The following is an 18,859-nucleotide window of genomic DNA, read 5'->3' on the forward strand; positions in this document are numbered from 1 at the left end:
TGCCCAGCCTCGACGGGTCAACCACAATTTCTGCCTTCCCGAAATTCAGATTCCGCCAACGATTTCTACTGTGCATGGGGTTGTTTTCGCGTTTTGTGTTGGAGCACGCCCCGCATGCCGCTACGCTCGTGCCAGCTCCATCACCCCCGAGGTCCCCATGCCGATCCAGCATTTCGCTGCCCCACCGCACGTCAAGGCGCCACCGCTCTCCTTCGCGACCCGCGTCGGCGACCTGCTGTTCGTCTCCGGCATTCCCGGCTTCGATGCCCATGGCGCACTGCCTGACGGCTTCGAGACGCAGTTCGCCAATGTCGTCGTCAACATCAAGCGCGTGCTGGATGAGGCCGGCGCCACGATGCGCGACCTCGTCAAGGTCAACGTGCTCCTGACCCGCGCCTCGGACGTGGCCGCGATGAACGCGCTCTATGCCGGTGCATTCGGCCCGCCGCCTTTCCCTGCGCGCACGACGTGCGTGGTGCAGGCGCTGCCCGATCCGAAGATGCTGATCGAGATCGAGGCGGTGGCCTCCCTGGCGAAGTGATCCACGCTTGGCGCGTGTGTCTTGCCGGGCACTCGGCCGAACCAAGTGCACGACTCCATCTGACATATCCGTGAACGGCCGCTCCCCGGCTTGCAAAGGACCTGCTTTTACCGCACGAATTTTCGGGTCACACTTCCCCACAAGGAGATTTTTCATGCGTCGCGTTCTCGCCCTCTGTGCCGTTGCCGGCATCGCCACCTCCGTGTTTGCCGTACCGGCCTCCGCGGCGGTCGGCTATTACGTGATCCGCTGGGACAACACCGGCATCTGCCAGGTCTGGAACGAGGACCTGCGCTACAAGCCGTTCCAGTGGGGCGTCTCGACCTACAAGGTCGTCAGCAAGCCGCTCCCGACTTTCACGCAGGCCTCCGAGCTCCAGATCAAGATGCGCGCCGAGCGCCGCTGCACGCTCTGAGCCGATCGGCCGATCCAGTTCGAGGGCGGGTTGCGCAAGCAGCCCGCCCTCTTCTTTTGGTGAGCGATTTCCGGCATTTCCATCGCGTGCGCTTTGAACCTGATCAGCACACGGAACTACTCACATCTTGTCCGGGGCGCAGGCTGAGAAGCGCCCCGCACCCCCTCCCCGTCATTGTCGGGAGGCGCATCCCATCTTTCATTTTGAGGAGCTGATCCATGCGTCGTATTTCCATGCTGTGCGCTGCCGCCGGTCTTGCCGCTGCCGCCTTCGTCGCCGCGAGCCCGGCCGAAGCCGGCTATCATCTGGTCCGCTGGCAGGACAGCGGCGTGTGCCAGATCTGGGACGAGAGCATCCCGACCACACCATGGCCGGCCGGCTACCATCGTGCCAGCGCGTCGGTGCCGACCTTCCTCGACGCGCTCGCGCTGAAGGATAACGCGTTGAAGGCCGGTCACTGCAGCTGGTAAGAATTCGATCGGCGGACGATAAGGGCCGGGCAAGGATGCGATGCTAGCATCCTTGCCCGGTCGTTTTTTACCTCGCTGATATGGAGCAGGTCGATGCGCGCACGGACGACGACGCTGGCTGCTTTCTCCGCTTTGATGCTGCTCGCCGCAGCAGCGCAGGCGCAGGCTCCGCAATCCTTCCGCGTGATCTCGCCGATCTTCGGCCAGCTCGTCTCTTTCACGATGCCGTCACATTTCGAAGCGGTGTTCGAGAACACCAAGGGCGGCCACTACATCCGCGAAGCCGTGCTCAAGGGCGAGACGCCCGAGCGCTGGACGCAGATGATCACGGTCACCGGCGAGAAGGGCATAACGTTGACGCCGGGCGCATCGCCACAGATTTTTGCAGGCACGATCGCAGGCGGGTTCAAGACGGCCTGCCCCGACAGCTTTGCCGCCAGGCCGCTCGGCGCGATGACCTTCGGCCGCTTCGAGGGCTTTGTCGCCGTGATCGGCTGCGGCCGCATCGACAGCGGCCCGACGCGGCACAGCGAAACCGCGCTGCTGATCACGCTCAAGGGCGCGACCGACTATTACACCATCCAATGGGCCGAGCGCGGCCCCGAAAGCGACGAGCCGCCCGTCAACGACGATCGCTGGGAAGCGCGCCTGCGCGATCTGAGACCTATCGATCTCTGCCCGATCATGCCGGGCGAAGCCGCGCCCTATCCGAGCTGCGTGAGCAAGAGCTGAGCGCCGTCAGGCGTCCTTGTGCGCGCCGGGGTGAATGAGAATATCGCGCGCAGAGCTGAGGTCGATGAAGGCCTGCGCGCTGCCGCCCTGGTCGGGATGCATGCCCTTGGCGGCGCGGCGATAGGCCTGGTTGATGTCGTCGCAGGTGAGCTGCACTGCGAGCGGCAGGCCCAGCATCTTGCGCGCGCGATCCTCCCTGGACAATTTCTTCGGCGCGGCGTTGCGGCGGCCGAAGCGCGGCGCGGTCAGATCATGCACGACATCGAGGATCACGCCGACGCGGCGCCGGGCGGCCTGCGTCACGCTGTGATCGTCATTGTCCGCGGCCTGGCGCAACACGGGCAGTGCCTGCTCGGCGGCCTGCCGCAGCGTGGCATCGCTGCTCATCCGCACGATCTCGGCCACCAGCCGTCCCGCCTCGGCCCAGTCGGCGAATTCCGCCGACCGCAGGCGCTCGAGCGCCAATTTCCAGGATTCAAGTCGTTCCATCATGCGCGCAACGTTTAGCAATGAAGACGAGTATGCCAAGGCGGCCGTTTCCGACCCCTTAATTTCGAGTTAGCCTTTCATGAAACTTAGAAACGAAATCGGAAGGAAATTGCCATGGCATTGCTCGCAAACCACATCGCCGTCGTCACGGGCGCCGGTTCCGGCATCGGCCGGGCCATCGCCGCCGGCTATGCCCGCGAGGGCGCGCAAGTGGTGCTGCTCGACGTCAATGCCGACACGGTCGCGGAGGCGGCCCAAGAGATCCGCAAGGCCGGCGGCAAGGCCGAGAGCTTTGCCCTCGACGTGACCAAACGCGACGATTGCTTTGCGCTGGCAAAGACCGTCGCCGACAAGGTCGGGCAGGTCTCGATCCTCGTCAACAATGCCGGCATCACCCGCCGCAATGCCTTCACCGCGGAGACCGAGACGGTCGCGAAGGACTGGAACGACATCATCTCGCTCAACCTAAACGGCGTCTTCAACATGACGCAGGCCTTCCTCAGCCCCTTGCGCGCAAGCAAAGGCCGCATCGTCAATATCGCATCGATCCAGTCTTTCGTGCATCTGCGCACGCCGAGCTCGGCGGCGTACACGACCTCGAAGCACGGCGTGCTCGGCTTCACCAAGGCGCTCGCGGTCGAGCTCGGCAAGGAAGGCGTGCGCGTCAACGCGATCGGGCCGGGCTTCATCGAGACCAACATCAACGCCAAGGTGCGCGCCACCAATCCCGCGCTGGTGCAGGCGTTCGTCGATCACACCCCGCTCGCGCGCACCGGCAAGCCCGAGGACATCGTCGGCCCCGCGGTCTTCCTCGCCTCGGACCTGTCGTCCTTCGTCACGGGCACGATCGTGATGGTGGATGGCGGATATCGCACGGTGTGAGGCGCGAAATCGGTCCGCCTCGCTATGCATCTCGTGCCAATCGCGGCGACGCGGCGGCATTCCCAAGGTCAATTCGTGCGATCGCGCGCAATTAACCTTTCATTAACCAAACCCGCCCACCGTAGATCTACGGCTTGGGGGTCGTTTGTTCTCGATCCGCTTCCAACGATGGAAGCGGGCGTTGATCGGGGAGTGTGTTGATGACCACTGTTCATGTCGCGGCGCCAGAGCAGGGCGCGCAATTTCTTGCACCCAACGAGATCGTACCACTGTTGATCGGCGCGACCGTCGGCGAGGTCGAGCGTGAGCTCGTGCTCCAGACGCTCGCACGCTGCGACGGCAACCGCACGCGTGCCTCGCGCGTGCTCGGCCTGTCGGTGCGCACGCTGCGCAACAAGATCAGGATCTATGCGGCCTCCGGCATCGTCGTGCCGGCGTATCACGATTGACGCGAGAGCCCCCTGCGCCGCAGCGCCGATTGATGTTGATCAAGCCCGGCACGATGCGCGGGCGGAATTGCTGCTGTCGTCAAACGCCGCTAAGTAGCTTGCTTGCGCAGAAGGAGCAGCGGCGTGGCAGACGATCAGGGACGGCCGGGACCCCAGGGTCCGCGCGGACGGCAGGGCGAACCGGGACGGCCGGGGCCGCAGGGGCACCCGGGTAAGCGGGGCCCGGACGGCACCCGCGGCAAGCCGGGACCGCAGGGTAAGCCCGGGCCTGCCGGCAAGGCTGGAGCGCAAGGCAAGGCCGGTCTGCCCGGCAAGGCGGGCGAAGCCGGTGCGCGGGGCGCAGCCGGACCGCAGGGCGCCGTGGGTCCTCAAGGCCCGCGCGGCGAGGCCGGTCCGCCCGGCCAATTGCCGTCGATCGAGCAGGTGCTGCCGTGGCTGGAGCAGCTGTTCGATGCCTGGGACGAACGCCGCCGCCAGCGCGAGCAGGAGGCCGCGGAGCGCGCCGCGTTAGAGGCCGCCGTCCACGAGGCTGAAGAAGATGCGTCCTCCGACGAGGACGCCGAGAGCGACGATGCCGAGGGCGACGAGCACAAGAAAAAGAAGAAAAAGAAGAAGCACGGCCACAAGGATTAGCAGGCGCCTACTTCGCCTGATCCTCACGCCGCGGCAGCATGCCCATGCGCTCGAATTGCCAGCGCATGGCGCGGTACCAGAGATAACCGACCACCGCGCCGCAAACGGCCAGGATCACCACGTTCGCGCTCGAGAACGAGCCGCTCCACCACATCATCCACGCGGTCCACAACAGCGTGAAAACGATGGCACCTGCTTTCAGCGGAAGAAGGGGGCGGCTCATGATCGTGCTCCGGGTTGTCAAAACCCCGGCGAGCATCATCGCGCGTGACGGCCATCGCTTCCGTGAGCCAGATCACGGTCGTGCCTGGCGCAACCTCTAACCGAAGCGCAGCCGCGAACGCTCCTTCGCCTTCTCCGCCTCGACCTCGCGGTCGCGCGTCGGCGCGTGGGTGTGCAGCGAGGTCAGCAGTTTTCGCGCAGCCTCCGAGACCTCGGCGACCGCGCGGTCGAATGCCGCCTCATTGGCCTGCGACGGCCTGCTGAAGCCGGAGAGTTTTCGCACGAACTGGAGCGCGCTGGCATGGATCTCGTCCTCCGTCGCGGGCGGCTCGAAATTGAACAGCGTCTTGATGTTGCGGCACATGCAGTCTCTCCCGTGGATTTCCTCATAAGACGATCGGCTGAGCCGAAACCCTACATCCTTCCGGACACTTCTGCTAAGGTCCAACCCAACGCGGCCGCGAGCCATGAGCCGCACTTGGGGAGACCAACATGAAAGCTTCTTGCGCGGCGCTGTCGGCCGTTCTGCTGTGCATCTCGACATCGGTCTTCGCCGCCGATTATCCGGCGCCGAAACAGGGCGATTGGGTCGCCAAGGATTTCAAGTTCCACACCGGCGAGGTCATGCCGGAATTGAAGCTGCATTACACCACTGTCGGTGAACCGACCGGACAACCGGTGCTGGTGCTACACGGCACCGGCGGCTCGGGCGCGAGCATGCTGACGCCCGCCTTCGCCGGCGAGCTGTTCGGCGCCGGACAGCCGCTCGACGCGTCCAAATATTACATCATCATTCCCGACGCGATCGGCCACGGCAAATCGTCAAAACCGTCCGACGGCATGAAGACGAGCTTCCCGAAATACAATTACGATGACATGGTCGAGGCGCAGCATCGCCTCGTGACCGATGGCCTCGGCGTCAAGCATCTGCGGCTCGTGATCGGCAACTCCATGGGCGGCATGCAGACCTGGCTGTGGGGCGAGACATATCCCAAGGACATGGACGCGCTGGTGCCGATGGCCTCGCAGCCGACCGAGATGGCATCGCGCAACTGGATGATGCGGCGGATCATGCTCGACACCATCCGCAACGATCCCGATTACAATGGCGGCAATTACACCAGCCAGCCGCGCATGATGAAATACGCCATCACGGCCTATGGCATCGCCAGCATCGGCGGCACGCTCGCCTATCAGCAACAGGCACCGACCGCAGCGAAGGCCGACAAGATCGTCGACGAACGGCTGGCGACGCCGATCCCGGCGGATGCCAACGACTACGTCTACCAATGGGACTCCTCGCACGACTACAACGCCGGCGACAAGCTGGAGGGAATCGAGGCCTCGCTGCTGCTGATCAACTCCGCCGACGACGAGCGCAACCCGCCTGAGACCGGCGTGACGGACGCCGCAATGAAGCGGGTCAAGAACGGCAAGCTGTATCTCATCCCCGCAAGCACCGAGACGCGCGGCCACGGCACCACCGGCAACGCAAAATTCTACAGCGAGCAGGTTCGGCAATTGCTGCAGACTGCACCGCAGCGCACGATGTAGGCATCGTCAAAGCCGCCCCGATATCGCAACGCATCATATGCGGCGCATCAGTGCCGCATATAATTTGAGCATGCAATGAGCTGACGGCTCGGGCTTAATCGCGTCAACGATACGAATCGACACGCGATGAGGAGGATTGCATGCACAGGCTTGCGCTGTGCGTTTGGCTCGCCGCGATGACGAGCGCCGCGTTCGCGTTCGACAACGGCCAATACGACAACGTTCCGCCCGACATCCGCGCCTGGTTCAAGAGTGTGATCGCGCCGAACGGCGTACCCTGCTGCGACATCTCCGACGGCCATCGCACCGACTACGACGTGCGCAAAGGTTCCTATTGGGTGCCGATCGAGGGACAATGGATGGAGGTGCCCGAGCGCGCCATCATCCGCGATCGTGGCAATCCGGTCGGTCAAGCCGTGGTGTGGTACGTCCACCACCGCGGCGCCATCATCATCAGTTGCTTCGTGCCCGCCGACGCAGTGTAGCGCGTCTTGGTGGATTCCATTGGCTGGAGACGCCTCGATCGGGTAGTTTGACAGCAGGCTGATGTGGAGGCACACAATTGACCGACCTTTGCTCCGAAGACCTCGCCACCATCTACGCGAAGCCGACCCCACGCGTGATCGCGAAGGCACGTCCCGCGATTGACGTGCATGCGAAGAAGTTCATCGAGATGTCGCCGTTCTGCGTGCTCGCGACGTCAGGCACCGACGGCAGCGTCGACGCCTCGCCGCGCGGCGGCGGCATCGGCTTCGTCCATGTCGTCGGCCCCAATCAACTGCTGATGCCCGACCGTGCCGGCAACAACCGCATCGACAGTTTCCGCAACGTCGTCGAAGGCTCGGGCTTCGTGCATCTGCTGTTCTTCGTGCCGGGCATCGACGAGACGCTGCGCGTCGGCGGCCGCGGCACGCTGTCGGCCGATCCGGATCTGCTCGCCTCGATGGTCGAGTTCGGCAAACCGCCGCGCGCGGTGCTGAGCGTCGCCGTCAACGAAGTCTATTTCCACTGCGGCAAGGCGCTGATGCGCTCAAAGCTATGGGCACCGGAGAAGGTGCAGCGCTCGGTGATGCCGAGCATCAGCCAGGTCATCCACGATCAGACCAGCCTCGGCGAGCCGGAGAGCCAGGAGATCGTGGAAGAGCGCTACAAGACGCAGCTGTAACTGGGTAGTCGACAAAAAAAACGTCCCGGCCTTTCGCCGAGACGTTTTGCAAAAATGCGCGGCTGGCGCCGGAGCTTAGTGCCCTTCGCCCTCGAGCCCGCCGACATGCTTCTGGGTGTAGAGCTCGAGGCCGATGCGGCCGATCAGGTCGAGCTGGGTCTCGAGGAAGTCGATGTGGTGCTCCTCGTCGCTCATCAGCTTCTCGAACAGGTCACGCGTGACGTAGTCCTTGGCGCTGTTGCAATAGCCGGCCGCCTCCTGGTAGAGCGCCCGCGCGCTCATCTCGGCGGCGAGATCGCACTCGATGATTTCCTTGACGTTCTGGCCGATGCGCAGCGGATCGAGCACCTGCATGTTCGGGAAGCCGTCGAAGAACAGGATCCGCTCGGTGAGCTTGTCGGCGTGCTCCATCTCTTCGATGGACTCCTTGCGCCAGACCTTGGCCATGTCGCGGAGACCCCAATTGTCGAGGAAGCGGTAGTGCAGCCAGTACTGGTTGATCGCAGTTAGCTCGTGGCGCAGCGCCTTGTTGAGATAGTCGATAACTTTTGCGTCGCCCTGCATGATGCACTCCAGCTCTTGCGTCCAAATCGGACCTAACCGACTTTAGAACGCTTCTAAATCAGATTAAACACGAGGGCAACCGGCTACGGGGACGCAGCCGGGGAAAAGCTCAGCCGAATTTGCGGAAGTTTTCAGCAGGCCGCGAGGGCGAACTGGGCGGGCTGGGCCGTCTCGTCGTTGGCGGCCACGGTGTGGCTGTGCGGACAGCCGGAACAGCACGATTTGGCACAGGGGCCGAGCGCTTCGTCGATGATGGTCTTGATTGTCCGGGCGCAGCGGCCGCACTCGGCGCTGCAGCCGAGGCATCCATAGATCTGCTTGGCATGGCGCACGGCATCGTCGGACTCGGCGACGGCGGCGCGGATGTCGTCATCGCTCAGCACGTTACAGGAACAAACGATCATGGAAGCGGTAGGCCCTTCGGTGATGCTCCATCATCGATATTTAAGGGGCCGTCCGGATGCAAAAGGAAAAACCGGTATTTCAAGCTATTCCAAACTGGCCCGGAAGCAGCCTAGAACGGCTCTAAAATAGGGAGTTGCGCTGGATCAAGATGAGGCCGGATAGGACCTAGTCGCTGCTCCCGCCTCCTCCAACATCGCGCCCGCCTCCGCAATCTCCACCCCCGCCGCTATCGCTCGTGGAGCAGTTGCCGCTGTCGGTTGAGCTTCCGGAACTGTCGCTGGAGAACCAGCTTCCGAGCGAGAAGCCCTCATTCGTGGTGTCCGAATAACTCTCGCTTCCGCCGTCGCCGCCTGCCCTGGCGCGCGGGCGTGGGGCGCGGCTCTGTAAATGGCTCATCAGGGCATAGCCGACCACGCCGACGGCCGCGACGGCGATCAGGGCGTTGGTCAGGATGTTCATGTTCGCCTCCCAGGCATGAAATCGGCCATTTCTACCAATTGGTCGCACCCGGCCAATGCGCCGTTCATTGATCGTTCAAACGAAGTATGGAACTTTGGCCGCAAGAGTTCCGCGTTCGCTGTGAAAGGTCGCCCCAATGAAGAAGTCGCTTATGGCGGTCGCTGCCGCCGCCACCCTGGTTCTGGCCGCGGGTACGCCGGCCCATGCACAGCGCGGTGTCGCTGCCGGCGTCGCCGCCGGGATCATCGGGGGCGCCATCGTCGGTGGCGCGCTAGCCTCTCCGTATTATTACGGACCCGGACCGGGCTACGCGTATGGCCCGGGTTACGGCCCCGGTTACTATCCGCCCCGCTACTACGCTCCGGGTCCCGGTTACGTCGCTGACGACTATTACGGCGATGGCTGTGTCTGGCAGAAGCAGCGCTTCTGGGACGGCTACGCCTGGCGCGTTCGCCGCGTCAGAGTCTGCGGCTGAGGCGCGTTAGACCACTCGGTTGAAGCGATTCAATTGAGCCTGTCCACTACGGATGCGCCGTTCATCTCCGGGCCTGAAAAAGACCGCTTTTTCTCGTCACAGCTCCGTGCGCGTTTACCGCGGATTGACCATTTGCGCGCTTCCTAGCTGCAAGGCCAATTCGATCAGAGTGTGCGTGAACCTTTGAAACCCGGGCGCTTCCAACATGGAGCGTCCATCTCTCAGGAGTGCCAAGAGCATGAAGAAGACTATTGTTGCCGCCCTCACGGTTGCGACGATCGCCGGTTCGCTGGTGACCGCCACGCCGTCCGCCCAGGCCCATGACGGCGTTGGCGTCGGCATCGCGGCCGGCCTGCTCGGCGGCGCGATCATCGGCGGCGCCATCGCGTCGAGCCGTCCCGCTTACGGCGGACCGGTGTACGTGGCCGAGCCCGGCCCGCCCCCGCCGCCCTGCTACTGGCAGCGCCAGCGCTATTGGGACGGTTACGGCTGGGCCGTCCGCCCGGTTCGCGTCTGCTACTGATCTGATCGCACGGCGCTGACCAAGCGCCGCGATCGAAGCCCGGCCGAGACCATCGGCCGGGCTTTTTTCTTTTTGGCGGCTTTGTCAGCGCGCCGCCTGGATCGAACGCAGCACCTCTTCGCTCGGCCAGCAATCGACCTTGAGCCCGGCCGACTTCTGATAGGCGCCAAGCGCAGCGCGCGTCTGCATGCCGGCCTTGCCGTCGATCTTGTCCTTGTAGAGCCCGGCGTGCGTCAGCCCGCGCTGCATTGTCTCGACGTCCTTCGTGCGCAATTGCTTCGACGCGGACCACGGCGTCGCGAACGGGAGCGGGCTCGTCATGCGGTCGCTGAGATGGCCGACAAACAGCACATAGAGGTCGGAGAAATTGTATTCCTTGATGACGAAGTAGTTCTTCGTGGTCAGGAACGCCGGACCATAGATACCCTCCGGCTGGAGCAGTGATGCCGGCTGCGCCTGCTCGGCTGCGCTGAGACTCTCGCCGCGCACCGGCACAAAGCCTTCACGCAGCCACTGGCCGATCGGCTTCGTCACCTCGGGCACGCCGGTGGTGCAGTCGACCTTTGCCGGCGCCTTGACCTCATAGGCCCAGCGCACACCGCTCTGCCAGCCCTTGTTGACGAGCTGCTGCGCAGCAGAGGCCAGCGCATCCGGCACCGAGTGCCAGATGTCGATGCGGCCGTCGCCATCGAAATCGACGCCATGCTTGTAATATTCGGACGGCAGGAACTGCGTGAGCCCGGTGGCGCCGGCCCAGGACGAGCGCATGTCCTTGCGCGTCACCACGCCCTCGCCGAGGATCTTCAGCGACAGGATGAACTCGTTGCGATAGGTGTCCTTGCGCCGTCCGACATAGGCCTGCGTCGCCAGCACGCGGACGAGATCGTAAGGCAGCGTATAGCGGCCGTAATCGGTCTCGCGTCCCCAGATCGCGAGCATCACGGTGGCGGGCACACCGGAGCTCTTCTCGATCTTCGTCAGCGCGGCATTGTATTTCTGCAGCAACCGCTGCCCCTCGCCCGCGAGATTCGCAATCGAGCCTTCCCTGACATAGTCCGCCGGCACCTGCACAAATTCGGCCTGCGACGGCGCGCCGGTCGCGGGCCGTCCGGGCAGGATCAGATCAGGCAGCTTGTAATCCGGCTCGAGCCCGCGCGTCTGTTGATCGAACGTCGCGCGCGAGACGCCGGCCTCCTGCGCTTCCGGCCAGAGCGAGGCGATGAACTGCGTGAAGGCAGCGTCAGCGGCGTGGATCGGTTGCGAGCCGAGCAGAACCATCCATAGCAGGGCGACGGCCAGCTTGATCATTGTCCGATATTGCATTTCCGCACCTGTTCCTGAAGGCTCGGAGATCGACCGAGTCGCGACGCTCGTTTGCGGTTGTAGCCGGAGANNGATGTTCCTGCCCAAGGTCAATGTCAAGGACGACCCGGTTCGACGATGGCACCGGCCGGACCGTCAGTTCTTCGCCAACGGCGCCTGCCAGGTCCTGGCCTTTGCGTTCCTCGATCGCTACGCAGGCTTTGGATTCCACGCCCGCTGGATCAAGCCTGCGGCGGGCTTCACCGGCAACCACATCTTCGTCACCGACGGACACAACGCGTTCGACTATCACGGCCTGACGACAGAGGCGCAGCTACTGTCCCTCTGCTTCAGGCGCGCCCGTCGCTTTCATCCGGGCTGGAAAGCGACGCTCGTTGACCTGCCAGCGGATGCGCTGATCTCGGAACGGCGCTCGCGCCCATTCGAGGGGCTTTGGCTGCGTGAGCCAAAGCAGTTCCTTCACGACGCGCTGCCGCGCGCCCAGGCCTTTCTCGACAGGTTCGACAACCTGCGAGACCGGCTGATCACCGCGTCAGCTTCTTGTACTTCACGCGGTGCGGAATGACGCTGTCCTGGCCGAGCCGGCGCATCTTGTCCTTCTCGTAATCCTGGAAGTTGCCCTCGAACCATTCGACATGGCTGTCGCCTTCGAAGGCCAGGATGTGGGTCGCGATGCGATCGAGGAACCAGCGATCATGGCTGATGATGACGGCGCAGCCGGCGAAATCTTCCAACGCCTCTTCGAGCGCGCGCAGCGTATCGACGTCGAGGTCGTTCGTCGGTTCGTCGAGCAGCAGAACGTTGGCGCCGGACTTCAGCATCTTGGCGAGATGGACGCGGTTGCGTTCACCGCCCGAGAGCGCACCGACCTTCTTCTGCTGATCGGCGCCCTTGAAGTTGAACGACGAGCAATAGCCGCGCGAGTTCACTTCCTTCTTGCCGAGCAGGATCAGCTCGTTGCCGCCGGAGATCTCCTCCCACACGTTCTTGCTGCCATCGAGCGCGTCGCGTGACTGGTCGACATAACCGAGATGCACGGTCTCGCCGACCGTGATGGTGCCCTTGTCCGGGGTCTCCTGCTTGGTGATCATCTTGAACAGCGTGGTCTTGCCGGCGCCGTTGGCGCCGATCACGCCGACGATGCCGCCGGGTGGCAGCTTGAAGGTGAGATCGTCGATCAGCAGGCGATCGCCATAGCCTTTGCTGAGGGTTTCGAAATCGACCACGTTGGCGCCGAGCCGTTCGGCGACCGGAATGATGATCTGCGCGGTCTGGCTCTGCTTCTCGCTCGCCTGCTTGAGCAGATCCTCATAGCGCTGGTAACGCGCCTTCGACTTGGCCTGGCGCGCCTTCGGCGAGGACGCGACCCATTCCTGCTCGCGTGCAATCGTCTTCTGGTGCGCGGCGTCCTCGCGGCCTTCCTGCTCGAGCCGCTTCTGCTTCTGCACCAGCCAGGACGAATAGTTGCCCTCGTAGGGAATGCCCTTGCCGCGATCGAGCTCGAGGATCCAGCTCGTGACGTTGTCGAGGAAGTAGCGATCGTGGGTCACGATGAGGATCGCGCCGGGATAGGTGCGCAGATGGCCTTCCAGCCACGACACCGACTCGGCATCGAGATGGTTGGTCGGCTCGTCGAGCAGCAGCAGCTCGGGCTGGTCGAGCAACAGCTTGCACAGCGCGACGCGGCGGCGTTCACCGCCGGAGAGCTTCGTCACATCGGCATCGTCGGGCGGGCAACGCAGCGCGTCCATCGCCTGGTCGACCTTGCTGTCGAGATCCCAGAGGCCCTGGGCCTCGATCTCGTCCTGCAGCTTGGTCATCTCGTCGGCGGTCTCCTCGGAATAATTCATCGCCAGCTCATTGTAGCGATCGAGGATGGCCTTCTGCTTGGCGACGCCCAGCATGACGTTCTCGCGCGCGGTCAGCGCAGGGTCCAGATGCGGTTCCTGCTCGAGATAGCCGACGCGCGCGCCCTCGGCGACCCAGGCCTCGCCGGTGTATTCCTTGTCGAGGCCCGCCATGATCTTGAGCAGGGTCGACTTACCGGAGCCGTTGACACCGAGAACGCCGATCTTGGCGTCCGGGTAAAAGCTGAGGCGGATGTTGTCGAGCACCTTGCGGGTCGGGTAGCTCTTGGTCAGGCCGTCCATGAAGTAGACAAATTGGCGCGCCATCGGTCCCGTGAAACCTTCAATTTGAGGAGTTTTGCTTGGTGCCGATGTAGCGATCCAGCCTCCAAAGGGCAATGTCTTCCCTCCGTTCACCACGGATGAATACTGGGCGGACACCATCCTGACCCCGTTCCGGACAATTGAAACCATCTTTTAATAAATCAGGCCAAAGCTCGGTCTCGCGCGGAAACAGCGCCACCCGCTCAGAATGAACGGGGAGCACAGCGAGGCCCATCATGGCTCTGATCGAGACCCATTCCCTTCCCGTACCGGCAGAAGCCGGCCGCGCCTCCGCGCTCGCTTCGGAGATCAAGGGCTTCTGGAAGCGCTTCTTCGCCACGGCGTTCAACCCCTACCGGCCCGAACTGCACTACATGCGCGGCCCCGGCCCGGCCTGGCGCGCCAAGCACGGCATGGATGCGCCGATCCGGCTGAAGCCCCGCGACCTCTGAGCCGCCGTTCCCTCTCGTTTGCCTACAGATTTTTGAAGACCCAGACTGCTTGCGCGCAGGCGTGATTGCGCGCAACCATGGCCCGGTTCCGACGATGGCGCCCCTCCGCCGGCGCCGCCACCTCTCGCCATGGATGAACGCTGATGACGCGGCTGCGCTGTGCAATTCTCGACGACTATTTCAACCTCGCCCTCGACGTTGCCGACTGGGCGAAACTGTCCGATCGCGTCGATGCCACCGTGTTCAGCCACCCCTTCGCCTCCGAGCAGGCCGCAGCCAGCGCGCTGGCCGATTTCGACATCATCTGCGCGATGCGCGAGCGCACAGCGTTCCCCAAGAGCCTGTTCGACAGCTTGCCGAAGCTGAAGCTGCTGCTCACCTCGGGCATGCGCAACGCCGCGATCGACATGGAGGCCGCCAAGGCGAAAGGCGTCGTCCTCGGCGGGACGCAATATTCCCGCGATCCGACCGCGCCCCTCACCATGGGCCTGATCCTGGAACTGACCCGCGGCATCGGCCGCGAGAATGCGCGCATGCATGCCGGCGAGCCCTGGCAGACCTTTGCCGGTGTCGAGATCGAGGGCCTGACGCTCGGCGTCATCGGGCTTGGCAAGCTCGGCACCAAGATGGCCGGTATTGCCAAGGCCTTCGGTATGAACGTGATCGCCTGGAGCCCGAACCTGACGCCGGAGAAGTGCGCAGGCGCAGGCGTCGGCTACGCCACCAAGGAGGAGCTGTTCGCCAAGGCCGATATCGTCACCATCCATGTGGTGTTGAGCGATCGCTCACGTGGCTTGGTCGGCGCTGCCGACCTCGCGCGGATGAAGCCGACGGCGTTCCTCGTCAACACTGCCCGCGGGCCCATTGTCGATGAGACGGCGCTGCTTGAGGCCTTGCAGCAGCGGAAGATCGCCGGCGCCGGCATCGACGTGTTCTCGGTCGAGCCGCTGCCGGTCGATCATCCCTTCCGCAAGCTCGACAATCTCGTGCTGACGCCGCATCTCGGCTACGCGACCGAGGACGGCTTGCGCATCCATTACGGCCAGATGGTCGAGGCGATCGACGCCTTCACCAAGGGTAATGAGCTGCCGCGCAAGCTCGCCTGAGGCGACGCGGACCTGAAACGACGGAAAGCCTGAAACGAAAAAGGGCGTGCCAATGGCACGCCCTTCTGCAATCTGAATTGTCGCGACGCGCTTAGCGCACGGTGACCGGCGCGGGCAGCGGCGGCACCACCGTCGGCTGGGTACCCGGAACCGGACCGGCCGGGGCCGCGCCCGGCGCAGGCGCAGCCGATGCAGTCGCCGTTCCCGGTGGCGTACCGCCCGGCATCACCACGACGCGGGTGCCGACCTTGGCACGGTCAAACAGATCCGAGACATCCTCGTTCAGCATGCCGATACAGCCGGAGGAGACGAACTTGCCGATCGTCGAGGGCTGGTTGGTGCCGTGGATGCGATACACAGTCGAGCCGAGATACATGGCGCGGGCGCCGAGCGGATTGCCTTCGCCGCCGGCCATGAAGCGCGGCAGATAAGGCTGGCGCTCGATCATTTCCGCCGGCGGATGCCAATCCGGCCACTCGGCCTTGCGGGTGATCTTCTGCACGCCGGTCCAGGTGAAGCCATCGCGACCGACGCGGACGCCGTAGCGGATCGCGCGGCCATTGCCGAGGACGTAATAGAGGTAGGTGTTCGGGGTATCGACGATGATGGTGCCGGCCGGCTCCTTGGTCGCCAGCGACACTTCCTGGCGGCGCAGGTTCGGCGCCAACTGGGCAGGAGCGGCGTCGGGCTGTTCCTCTGGCGGCAGCGATGCGATCGCCATCGGCCGGCCATTGGCACCGACGGCGGGCTGCTGCGAGACCGCTCCGGTCGAGGCCGGGCCACCAACGGCCTCCGGCGGACGCAGGCCATCACCGCCGGGCGCCTGGCCCGGACGATCAGCATAGATCACCGCGGGCGGACCGGCGGGGCGGCCGTAGCGGGGATCATCGGGCGACATCACCGGACCCTGGGGCGGAGCGGCGGAATAGACGGGCGGAGCGCCAGCCGGACGGCCATAACGCGGATCATCCGGCGACATCACCGGGCCCTGCGGCGGGGCGGCCGAATAGATCGGCGGAGCGCCGGCCGGGCGGCCGTAGCGCGGATCGTCGGCCGGACCCGGCGGCGGCAGCGACGCCTGCGGCATCGCGTCGTCGTCATCTTCCAGCGAGTCGAAATTCGGGGCGCGGTCACCAGGCCGGTATTCGGCCGGAGCGCCGTAGCTCGGCGCCTGCTGGACCGGATAGCTCTGGGCCTGTGCGAGCGAGGTTCCCGCCGCAGCGACTGTTGCGGCAGCGCATATCGTCAGAAAATGTTTGATCATCATCGCTCTTGTTAGTCCCCGGCCCCCGTCCGAGCCGTCAACGGCCAGATGACCGAAGATAGCGGCACATTCAAGACATAACAGGCCGGGTTGGGCCGATTTAGCGATTTGTGATGCAATCGCACACAGTTGCCCCGTTGCATCACGGGAATGGAAATCGCATCACGCCGTAGATTGCCGGAGTCATCCACCCCGATTTTACGGAACGGCGCGGAGACGTTGCGATATGGTCGAATCAGCCTGATTCGCCACCGATTTGAGCTCGAATCCCCGCGTGGCGAAGACGGCAATCAGTACCGTCACCGCGTTCAGATGGCTCATGGGCCCTGGCTACCACCCGCCGGGGCGGAAATTCGCAATCCGTCAATGCTTCCCGGCTTTCGCTTCCTGCTTGCCGCGATCCTGCTGTCTACCTCCATCCTGGTGTTCGGCTTAGGGGCCGCTTCGCTGCTGCGGGCGAGCCACGAGCAGTATGTCAGCAACCCATCCTGGCGGAACGGCCCGCAGGAGCAGATGTTCGCGCAAGCCTCCGAGCCGGCCCAGCCGGTGCTCGCGGCGCTCCGCGTGGAGCCGGTCGCGCCCGTCGCCAACGAGACGGCGCCGGCGATGCAGGAGCAGGTCGCGGGCAACCAGGTCCCGAGCATTGGCCTGCCCGCGGTCGAAACCGCGCCCGAGCAGATGGCCGCGGTGACGCTCGAGGCCAAGATTCAGTCTGAGCCCCAGCCAGAGCCTCAGGTCGCCGCCGTCGCGCCGCCCGCAGAGACGGCTCCGCCCGCCACCGAGGAGCCGGCCCAGATCCAGGCTGCGGCTCCCGCGCCCACCGACACGCTCACCCTGGCCGACACGACGGCGTCCATCGCCACCACGACGCCGGCCCCGGCGATGAGCGCCACCGACGTGCCGCGAACCGCGACACCGGCGCTGGCTTCGCGCGTGAGCGACATTGCAGCAGCCAGGGTGGCTGCGCTGAACGACCTCGCGCCTGCAAAGACCAAGGCCAACAGCGCAACACCCGACGGCAAGCCGCGCGCGCACAAGAAGAAGCGTCACCGCATCGTGCGACGCCCGCCGCCTCAGCAGCTACAGCAATCGCTCGATCCGTTCGGCCAGCAGCAGCAGACGCTCGCTACGACCGCCACGCGCACGCGCTGAGCTTACGCCGGACCCGTCGCGATCGGTGGGCCTTTTTCCTGGCCCCATTCCGACCACGAGCCGTCATAGAGAGCGGTGTCGGTAACGCCCAAGCGATAGAGCGCGAGCGTCAGCACGCCGGCCGAGACGCCGGAGCCGCAACTCGTCACGATCGGCGCATCGAGCTTCACGCCGGCGCCGGTGAAGGCGGCGCGGAGATCGTCGAGCGGCTTCATCGTCCCAGTCGCGGCATCGAACAGCTGATTGTATGGCACGTTGCGCGCATTGGGGATGTGACCGGAGCGGATGCCCACGCGCGGCTCGGGCGCGCGGCCTTCGAAGCGATCGGCGGCACGTGCGTCGATCACCTGCTCGGCGCGACTTTCGACATTGGCGATCAGCTGCTGCATGCTGCGCACGCGCTTGGGATCGTAGCTCGCCTTGAACGTCGCAGCCTTCGGCTTGACCTCGCCGCTCTCGACGGCGCGCCCCTCGGCCCGCCATTTCTTCAGGCCGCCATTGAGGATGCGCACATTGCTGTGGCCGAAGGCCAGGAACATCCACCACGCGCGCGGTGCTGCGACCCAGCCGCCGGCATCGTAGAGCACGACCGTGTCGGCATTGGAGATGCCGAGATTGCCGACATCGCGGCCGAATTGCTCGGCGCTCGGATACATGTGCGGCAGCGGATTGGAATGGTCCGACACCGCATCGACGTCGAAGAACACCGCCCCCGGAAGATGCGCGGCGAGATAGTCGTCCTTCGGCAGCGGCAGCACGCCCGGCAGCTTGAAGCTGGCGTCGAGCACTTTGACGTTGGCGTCGTTAATGTGGGCTGCGAGCCATTCGGTGGAGACGAGGGGATCGGTGGTCATTTGCATGCTCCGGCAGTTGCCTCAGTCGTCATGGCCGGACTTGTCCCGGCCATCCACGTTCTTCGTCGTGGCAAAGACGTGGATGCCCGGGACGAGCCCGGGCATGACGTGTGGTGAGTAGCTTTCGTCCAATTTAGATTTTCTTCTTCGGCTCCCACTGCTCCGTCGGCCCGCCGGCATCACGCCAGGCGGCGTAACCGCCGGCGATGTGCGCGACGGGCTTCAAGCCCATATCCTTCGCGGTCTTGGCCGCGAGCGCGGAGCGCAGGCCGCCGGCGCAGTGGAAAACGAACTTCTTGTCTTCCTGGAACACCGGTTTTGCATACGGGCTCTGCGGATCGATCCAGAACTCCAGCATGCCGCGGGTGCAGGAGAACGCGCCGGGGATTCGGCCGTCGCGCTCGATCTCGCGGGGATCGCGGATGTCGACGATGACGACGTCGCCGTTCTTGGAGATCTCGATCGCGTCCTTGGCGGTGAGCGTCTCGATCTCGGCATTGGCCTCGTCGATCAGCGCCTTGATGCCGCGGGTGATGTTTTGGGGCATGTGGTTCTCCCT

28 protein-coding genes are annotated in these 18,859 nt (G+C 64.6%); 16 read left to right on the forward strand and 12 right to left on the reverse strand.

Translation table 11 applies throughout. The features are described 5' to 3' along the window. Positions 1–157 precede the first annotated feature (157 nt). From FXB40_RS13705 to FXB40_RS13720, 4 genes are all read left to right on the forward strand, one after another. Positions 158–541, forward strand: a complete 384-nt coding sequence (locus FXB40_RS13705) for a RidA family protein (RefSeq protein ID WP_148772721.1) — start codon at positions 158–160, stop codon at positions 539–541. Positions 542–695: 154 nt separating this feature from the next. Beyond that, positions 696–956: a hypothetical protein gene (locus FXB40_RS47915; RefSeq protein ID WP_187436865.1), complete on the forward strand. Its 261-nt coding sequence runs from the start codon at positions 696–698 to the stop codon at positions 954–956. 218 nt (positions 957–1,174) lie between these two features. Next, positions 1,175–1,426, forward strand: coding sequence for a hypothetical protein (locus FXB40_RS13715; protein WP_148772722.1), 252 nt, complete (start codon positions 1,175–1,177; stop codon positions 1,424–1,426). 93 nt (positions 1,427–1,519) lie between these two features. Further along, entirely contained in the window at positions 1,520–2,158 is a 639-nt protein-coding gene (locus FXB40_RS13720; RefSeq protein ID WP_148772723.1) for a hypothetical protein, read from the forward strand. 6 nt (positions 2,159–2,164) lie between these two features. Here the strand turns inward: FXB40_RS13720 and FXB40_RS13725 are convergent, their stop codons facing one another. Continuing rightward, the gene (locus FXB40_RS13725; RefSeq protein WP_148772724.1) at positions 2,165–2,650 is read right to left on the reverse strand and encodes a J domain-containing protein; all 486 of its coding nucleotides are present in this window, start codon (positions 2,648–2,650) and stop codon (positions 2,165–2,167) included. 111 nt (positions 2,651–2,761) lie between these two features. Between FXB40_RS13725 and FXB40_RS13730 the strand changes: the two genes are divergently transcribed. From FXB40_RS13730 to FXB40_RS13740, 3 genes are all read left to right on the forward strand, one after another. After that, complete coding sequence (locus tag FXB40_RS13730) at positions 2,762–3,529, forward strand: SDR family NAD(P)-dependent oxidoreductase (protein WP_148772725.1); 768 nt, start codon at positions 2,762–2,764, stop codon at positions 3,527–3,529. Positions 3,530–3,729: 200 nt separating this feature from the next. Continuing rightward, entirely contained in the window at positions 3,730–3,978 is a 249-nt protein-coding gene (locus FXB40_RS13735) for a helix-turn-helix domain-containing protein (RefSeq protein WP_148772726.1), read from the forward strand. Positions 3,979–4,101: 123 nt separating this feature from the next. Next, the gene (locus tag FXB40_RS13740) at positions 4,102–4,611 is read left to right on the forward strand and encodes a collagen-like domain-containing protein (protein ID WP_148772727.1); all 510 of its coding nucleotides are present in this window, start codon (positions 4,102–4,104) and stop codon (positions 4,609–4,611) included. Positions 4,612–4,618: 7 nt separating this feature from the next. Here FXB40_RS13740 and FXB40_RS13745 read toward each other — a convergent pair whose 3' ends face one another. Next, the gene (locus FXB40_RS13745; RefSeq protein ID WP_148772728.1) at positions 4,619–4,834 is read right to left on the reverse strand and encodes a hypothetical protein; all 216 of its coding nucleotides are present in this window, start codon (positions 4,832–4,834) and stop codon (positions 4,619–4,621) included. A gap of 96 nt (positions 4,835–4,930) precedes the next feature. Next, positions 4,931–5,197, reverse strand: coding sequence for a DUF2277 domain-containing protein (locus FXB40_RS13750; protein ID WP_148772729.1), 267 nt, complete (start codon positions 5,195–5,197; stop codon positions 4,931–4,933). 128 nt (positions 5,198–5,325) lie between these two features. Between FXB40_RS13750 and FXB40_RS13755 the strand changes: the two genes are divergently transcribed. The 3 genes from FXB40_RS13755 (at position 5,326) to FXB40_RS13765 (ending at position 7,552) form a co-directional block, all read left to right on the forward strand. Further along, the gene (locus tag FXB40_RS13755; RefSeq protein WP_148772730.1) at positions 5,326–6,387 is read left to right on the forward strand and encodes an alpha/beta fold hydrolase; all 1,062 of its coding nucleotides are present in this window, start codon (positions 5,326–5,328) and stop codon (positions 6,385–6,387) included. 140 nt (positions 6,388–6,527) lie between these two features. After that, entirely contained in the window at positions 6,528–6,872 is a 345-nt protein-coding gene (locus tag FXB40_RS13760) for a hypothetical protein (RefSeq protein WP_148772731.1), read from the forward strand. A 77-nt stretch (positions 6,873–6,949) separates the two neighbouring features. Next, positions 6,950–7,552: an MSMEG_1061 family FMN-dependent PPOX-type flavoprotein gene (locus FXB40_RS13765; RefSeq protein WP_148772732.1), complete on the forward strand. Its 603-nt coding sequence runs from the start codon at positions 6,950–6,952 to the stop codon at positions 7,550–7,552. 75 nt (positions 7,553–7,627) lie between these two features. On the opposite strand, the gene bfr is transcribed toward FXB40_RS13765, so the two are convergent. The 3 genes from bfr to FXB40_RS13780 all read right to left on the reverse strand — a co-directional run bounded on the left by bfr (position 7,628) and on the right by FXB40_RS13780 (position 8,980). Continuing rightward, positions 7,628–8,116: a bacterioferritin gene (bfr, locus tag FXB40_RS13770; protein WP_092021671.1), complete on the reverse strand. Its 489-nt coding sequence runs from the start codon at positions 8,114–8,116 to the stop codon at positions 7,628–7,630. Positions 8,117–8,247: 131 nt separating this feature from the next. Then, a complete protein-coding gene (locus FXB40_RS13775; protein ID WP_148772733.1) occupies positions 8,248–8,520 on the reverse strand; it encodes a (2Fe-2S)-binding protein in 273 nt (90 codons plus the stop codon). A 166-nt stretch (positions 8,521–8,686) separates the two neighbouring features. Continuing rightward, positions 8,687–8,980 carry a hypothetical protein gene (locus FXB40_RS13780; RefSeq protein WP_148772734.1) on the reverse strand — a complete coding sequence of 98 codons (294 nt, stop codon included), beginning with the start codon at positions 8,978–8,980 and terminating at the stop codon, positions 8,687–8,689. Between the two features lie 136 nt (positions 8,981–9,116). Between FXB40_RS13780 and FXB40_RS13785 the strand changes: the two genes are divergently transcribed. After that, the gene (locus tag FXB40_RS13785) at positions 9,117–9,455 is read left to right on the forward strand and encodes a hypothetical protein (RefSeq protein ID WP_148772735.1); all 339 of its coding nucleotides are present in this window, start codon (positions 9,117–9,119) and stop codon (positions 9,453–9,455) included. Between the two features lie 238 nt (positions 9,456–9,693). Continuing rightward, the gene (locus FXB40_RS13790; RefSeq protein ID WP_148772736.1) at positions 9,694–9,978 is read left to right on the forward strand and encodes a hypothetical protein; all 285 of its coding nucleotides are present in this window, start codon (positions 9,694–9,696) and stop codon (positions 9,976–9,978) included. 84 nt (positions 9,979–10,062) lie between these two features. On the opposite strand, the gene FXB40_RS13795 is transcribed toward FXB40_RS13790, so the two are convergent. Continuing rightward, entirely contained in the window at positions 10,063–11,286 is a 1,224-nt protein-coding gene (locus FXB40_RS13795) for a lytic murein transglycosylase (protein WP_148773023.1), read from the reverse strand. An 88-nt stretch (positions 11,287–11,374) separates the two neighbouring features. On the opposite strand from FXB40_RS13795, the gene FXB40_RS13800 reads away from it, so the two are divergent. Next, positions 11,375–11,866 carry a hypothetical protein gene (locus FXB40_RS13800; protein WP_148772737.1) on the forward strand — a complete coding sequence of 164 codons (492 nt, stop codon included), beginning with the start codon at positions 11,375–11,377 and terminating at the stop codon, positions 11,864–11,866. Here FXB40_RS13800 and ettA read toward each other — a convergent pair. Continuing rightward, a complete protein-coding gene (ettA, locus tag FXB40_RS13805) occupies positions 11,826–13,475 on the reverse strand; it encodes an energy-dependent translational throttle protein EttA (RefSeq protein WP_148772738.1) in 1,650 nt (549 codons plus the stop codon). The two genes, FXB40_RS13800 and ettA, sit on opposite strands and share 41 nt — an antisense overlap. A 16-nt stretch (positions 13,476–13,491) precedes the next feature. Next, positions 13,492–13,710 (reverse strand): hypothetical protein, encoded by a 219-nt coding sequence (locus tag FXB40_RS13810; RefSeq protein ID WP_148772739.1) that lies wholly within the window; start codon positions 13,708–13,710, stop codon positions 13,492–13,494. Between FXB40_RS13810 and FXB40_RS13815 the strand changes: the two genes are divergently transcribed. Both FXB40_RS13815 and FXB40_RS13820 read left to right on the forward strand, forming a co-directional pair. Continuing rightward, a complete protein-coding gene (locus FXB40_RS13815; RefSeq protein ID WP_148772740.1) occupies positions 13,709–13,924 on the forward strand; it encodes a hypothetical protein in 216 nt (71 codons plus the stop codon). The two genes, FXB40_RS13810 and FXB40_RS13815, sit on opposite strands and share 2 nt — an antisense overlap. Before the next feature lie 143 nt (positions 13,925–14,067). Continuing rightward, positions 14,068–15,030: a D-2-hydroxyacid dehydrogenase family protein gene (locus FXB40_RS13820; protein WP_148772741.1), complete on the forward strand. Its 963-nt coding sequence runs from the start codon at positions 14,068–14,070 to the stop codon at positions 15,028–15,030. Positions 15,031–15,121: 91 nt separating this feature from the next. Here the strand turns inward: FXB40_RS13820 and FXB40_RS13825 are convergent, their stop codons facing one another. Next, the gene (locus FXB40_RS13825) at positions 15,122–16,294 is read right to left on the reverse strand and encodes a L,D-transpeptidase family protein (protein ID WP_187436866.1); all 1,173 of its coding nucleotides are present in this window, start codon (positions 16,292–16,294) and stop codon (positions 15,122–15,124) included. A 150-nt stretch (positions 16,295–16,444) separates the two neighbouring features. On the opposite strand from FXB40_RS13825, the gene FXB40_RS13830 reads away from it, so the two are divergent. Then, on the forward strand, positions 16,445–17,446 hold the full coding sequence (locus tag FXB40_RS13830) for a hypothetical protein (protein WP_246207598.1): 1,002 nt from the start codon (positions 16,445–16,447) through the stop codon (positions 17,444–17,446). Between the two features lie 2 nt (positions 17,447–17,448). Here FXB40_RS13830 and sseA read toward each other — a convergent pair whose 3' ends face one another. After that, entirely contained in the window at positions 17,449–18,300 is an 852-nt protein-coding gene (gene sseA / locus FXB40_RS13835) for a 3-mercaptopyruvate sulfurtransferase (RefSeq protein ID WP_148772743.1), read from the reverse strand. Between the two features lie 133 nt (positions 18,301–18,433). Continuing rightward, positions 18,434–18,847 carry a rhodanese-like domain-containing protein gene (locus tag FXB40_RS13840; RefSeq protein WP_148772744.1) on the reverse strand — a complete coding sequence of 138 codons (414 nt, stop codon included), beginning with the start codon at positions 18,845–18,847 and terminating at the stop codon, positions 18,434–18,436. Between the last annotated feature and the right edge of the window lie 12 nt (positions 18,848–18,859).

The sequence above is a fragment of the Bradyrhizobium rifense genome, from assembly GCF_008123425.1.
Classification (GTDB): Bacteria; Pseudomonadota; Alphaproteobacteria; order Rhizobiales; family Xanthobacteraceae; genus Bradyrhizobium; species Bradyrhizobium rifense.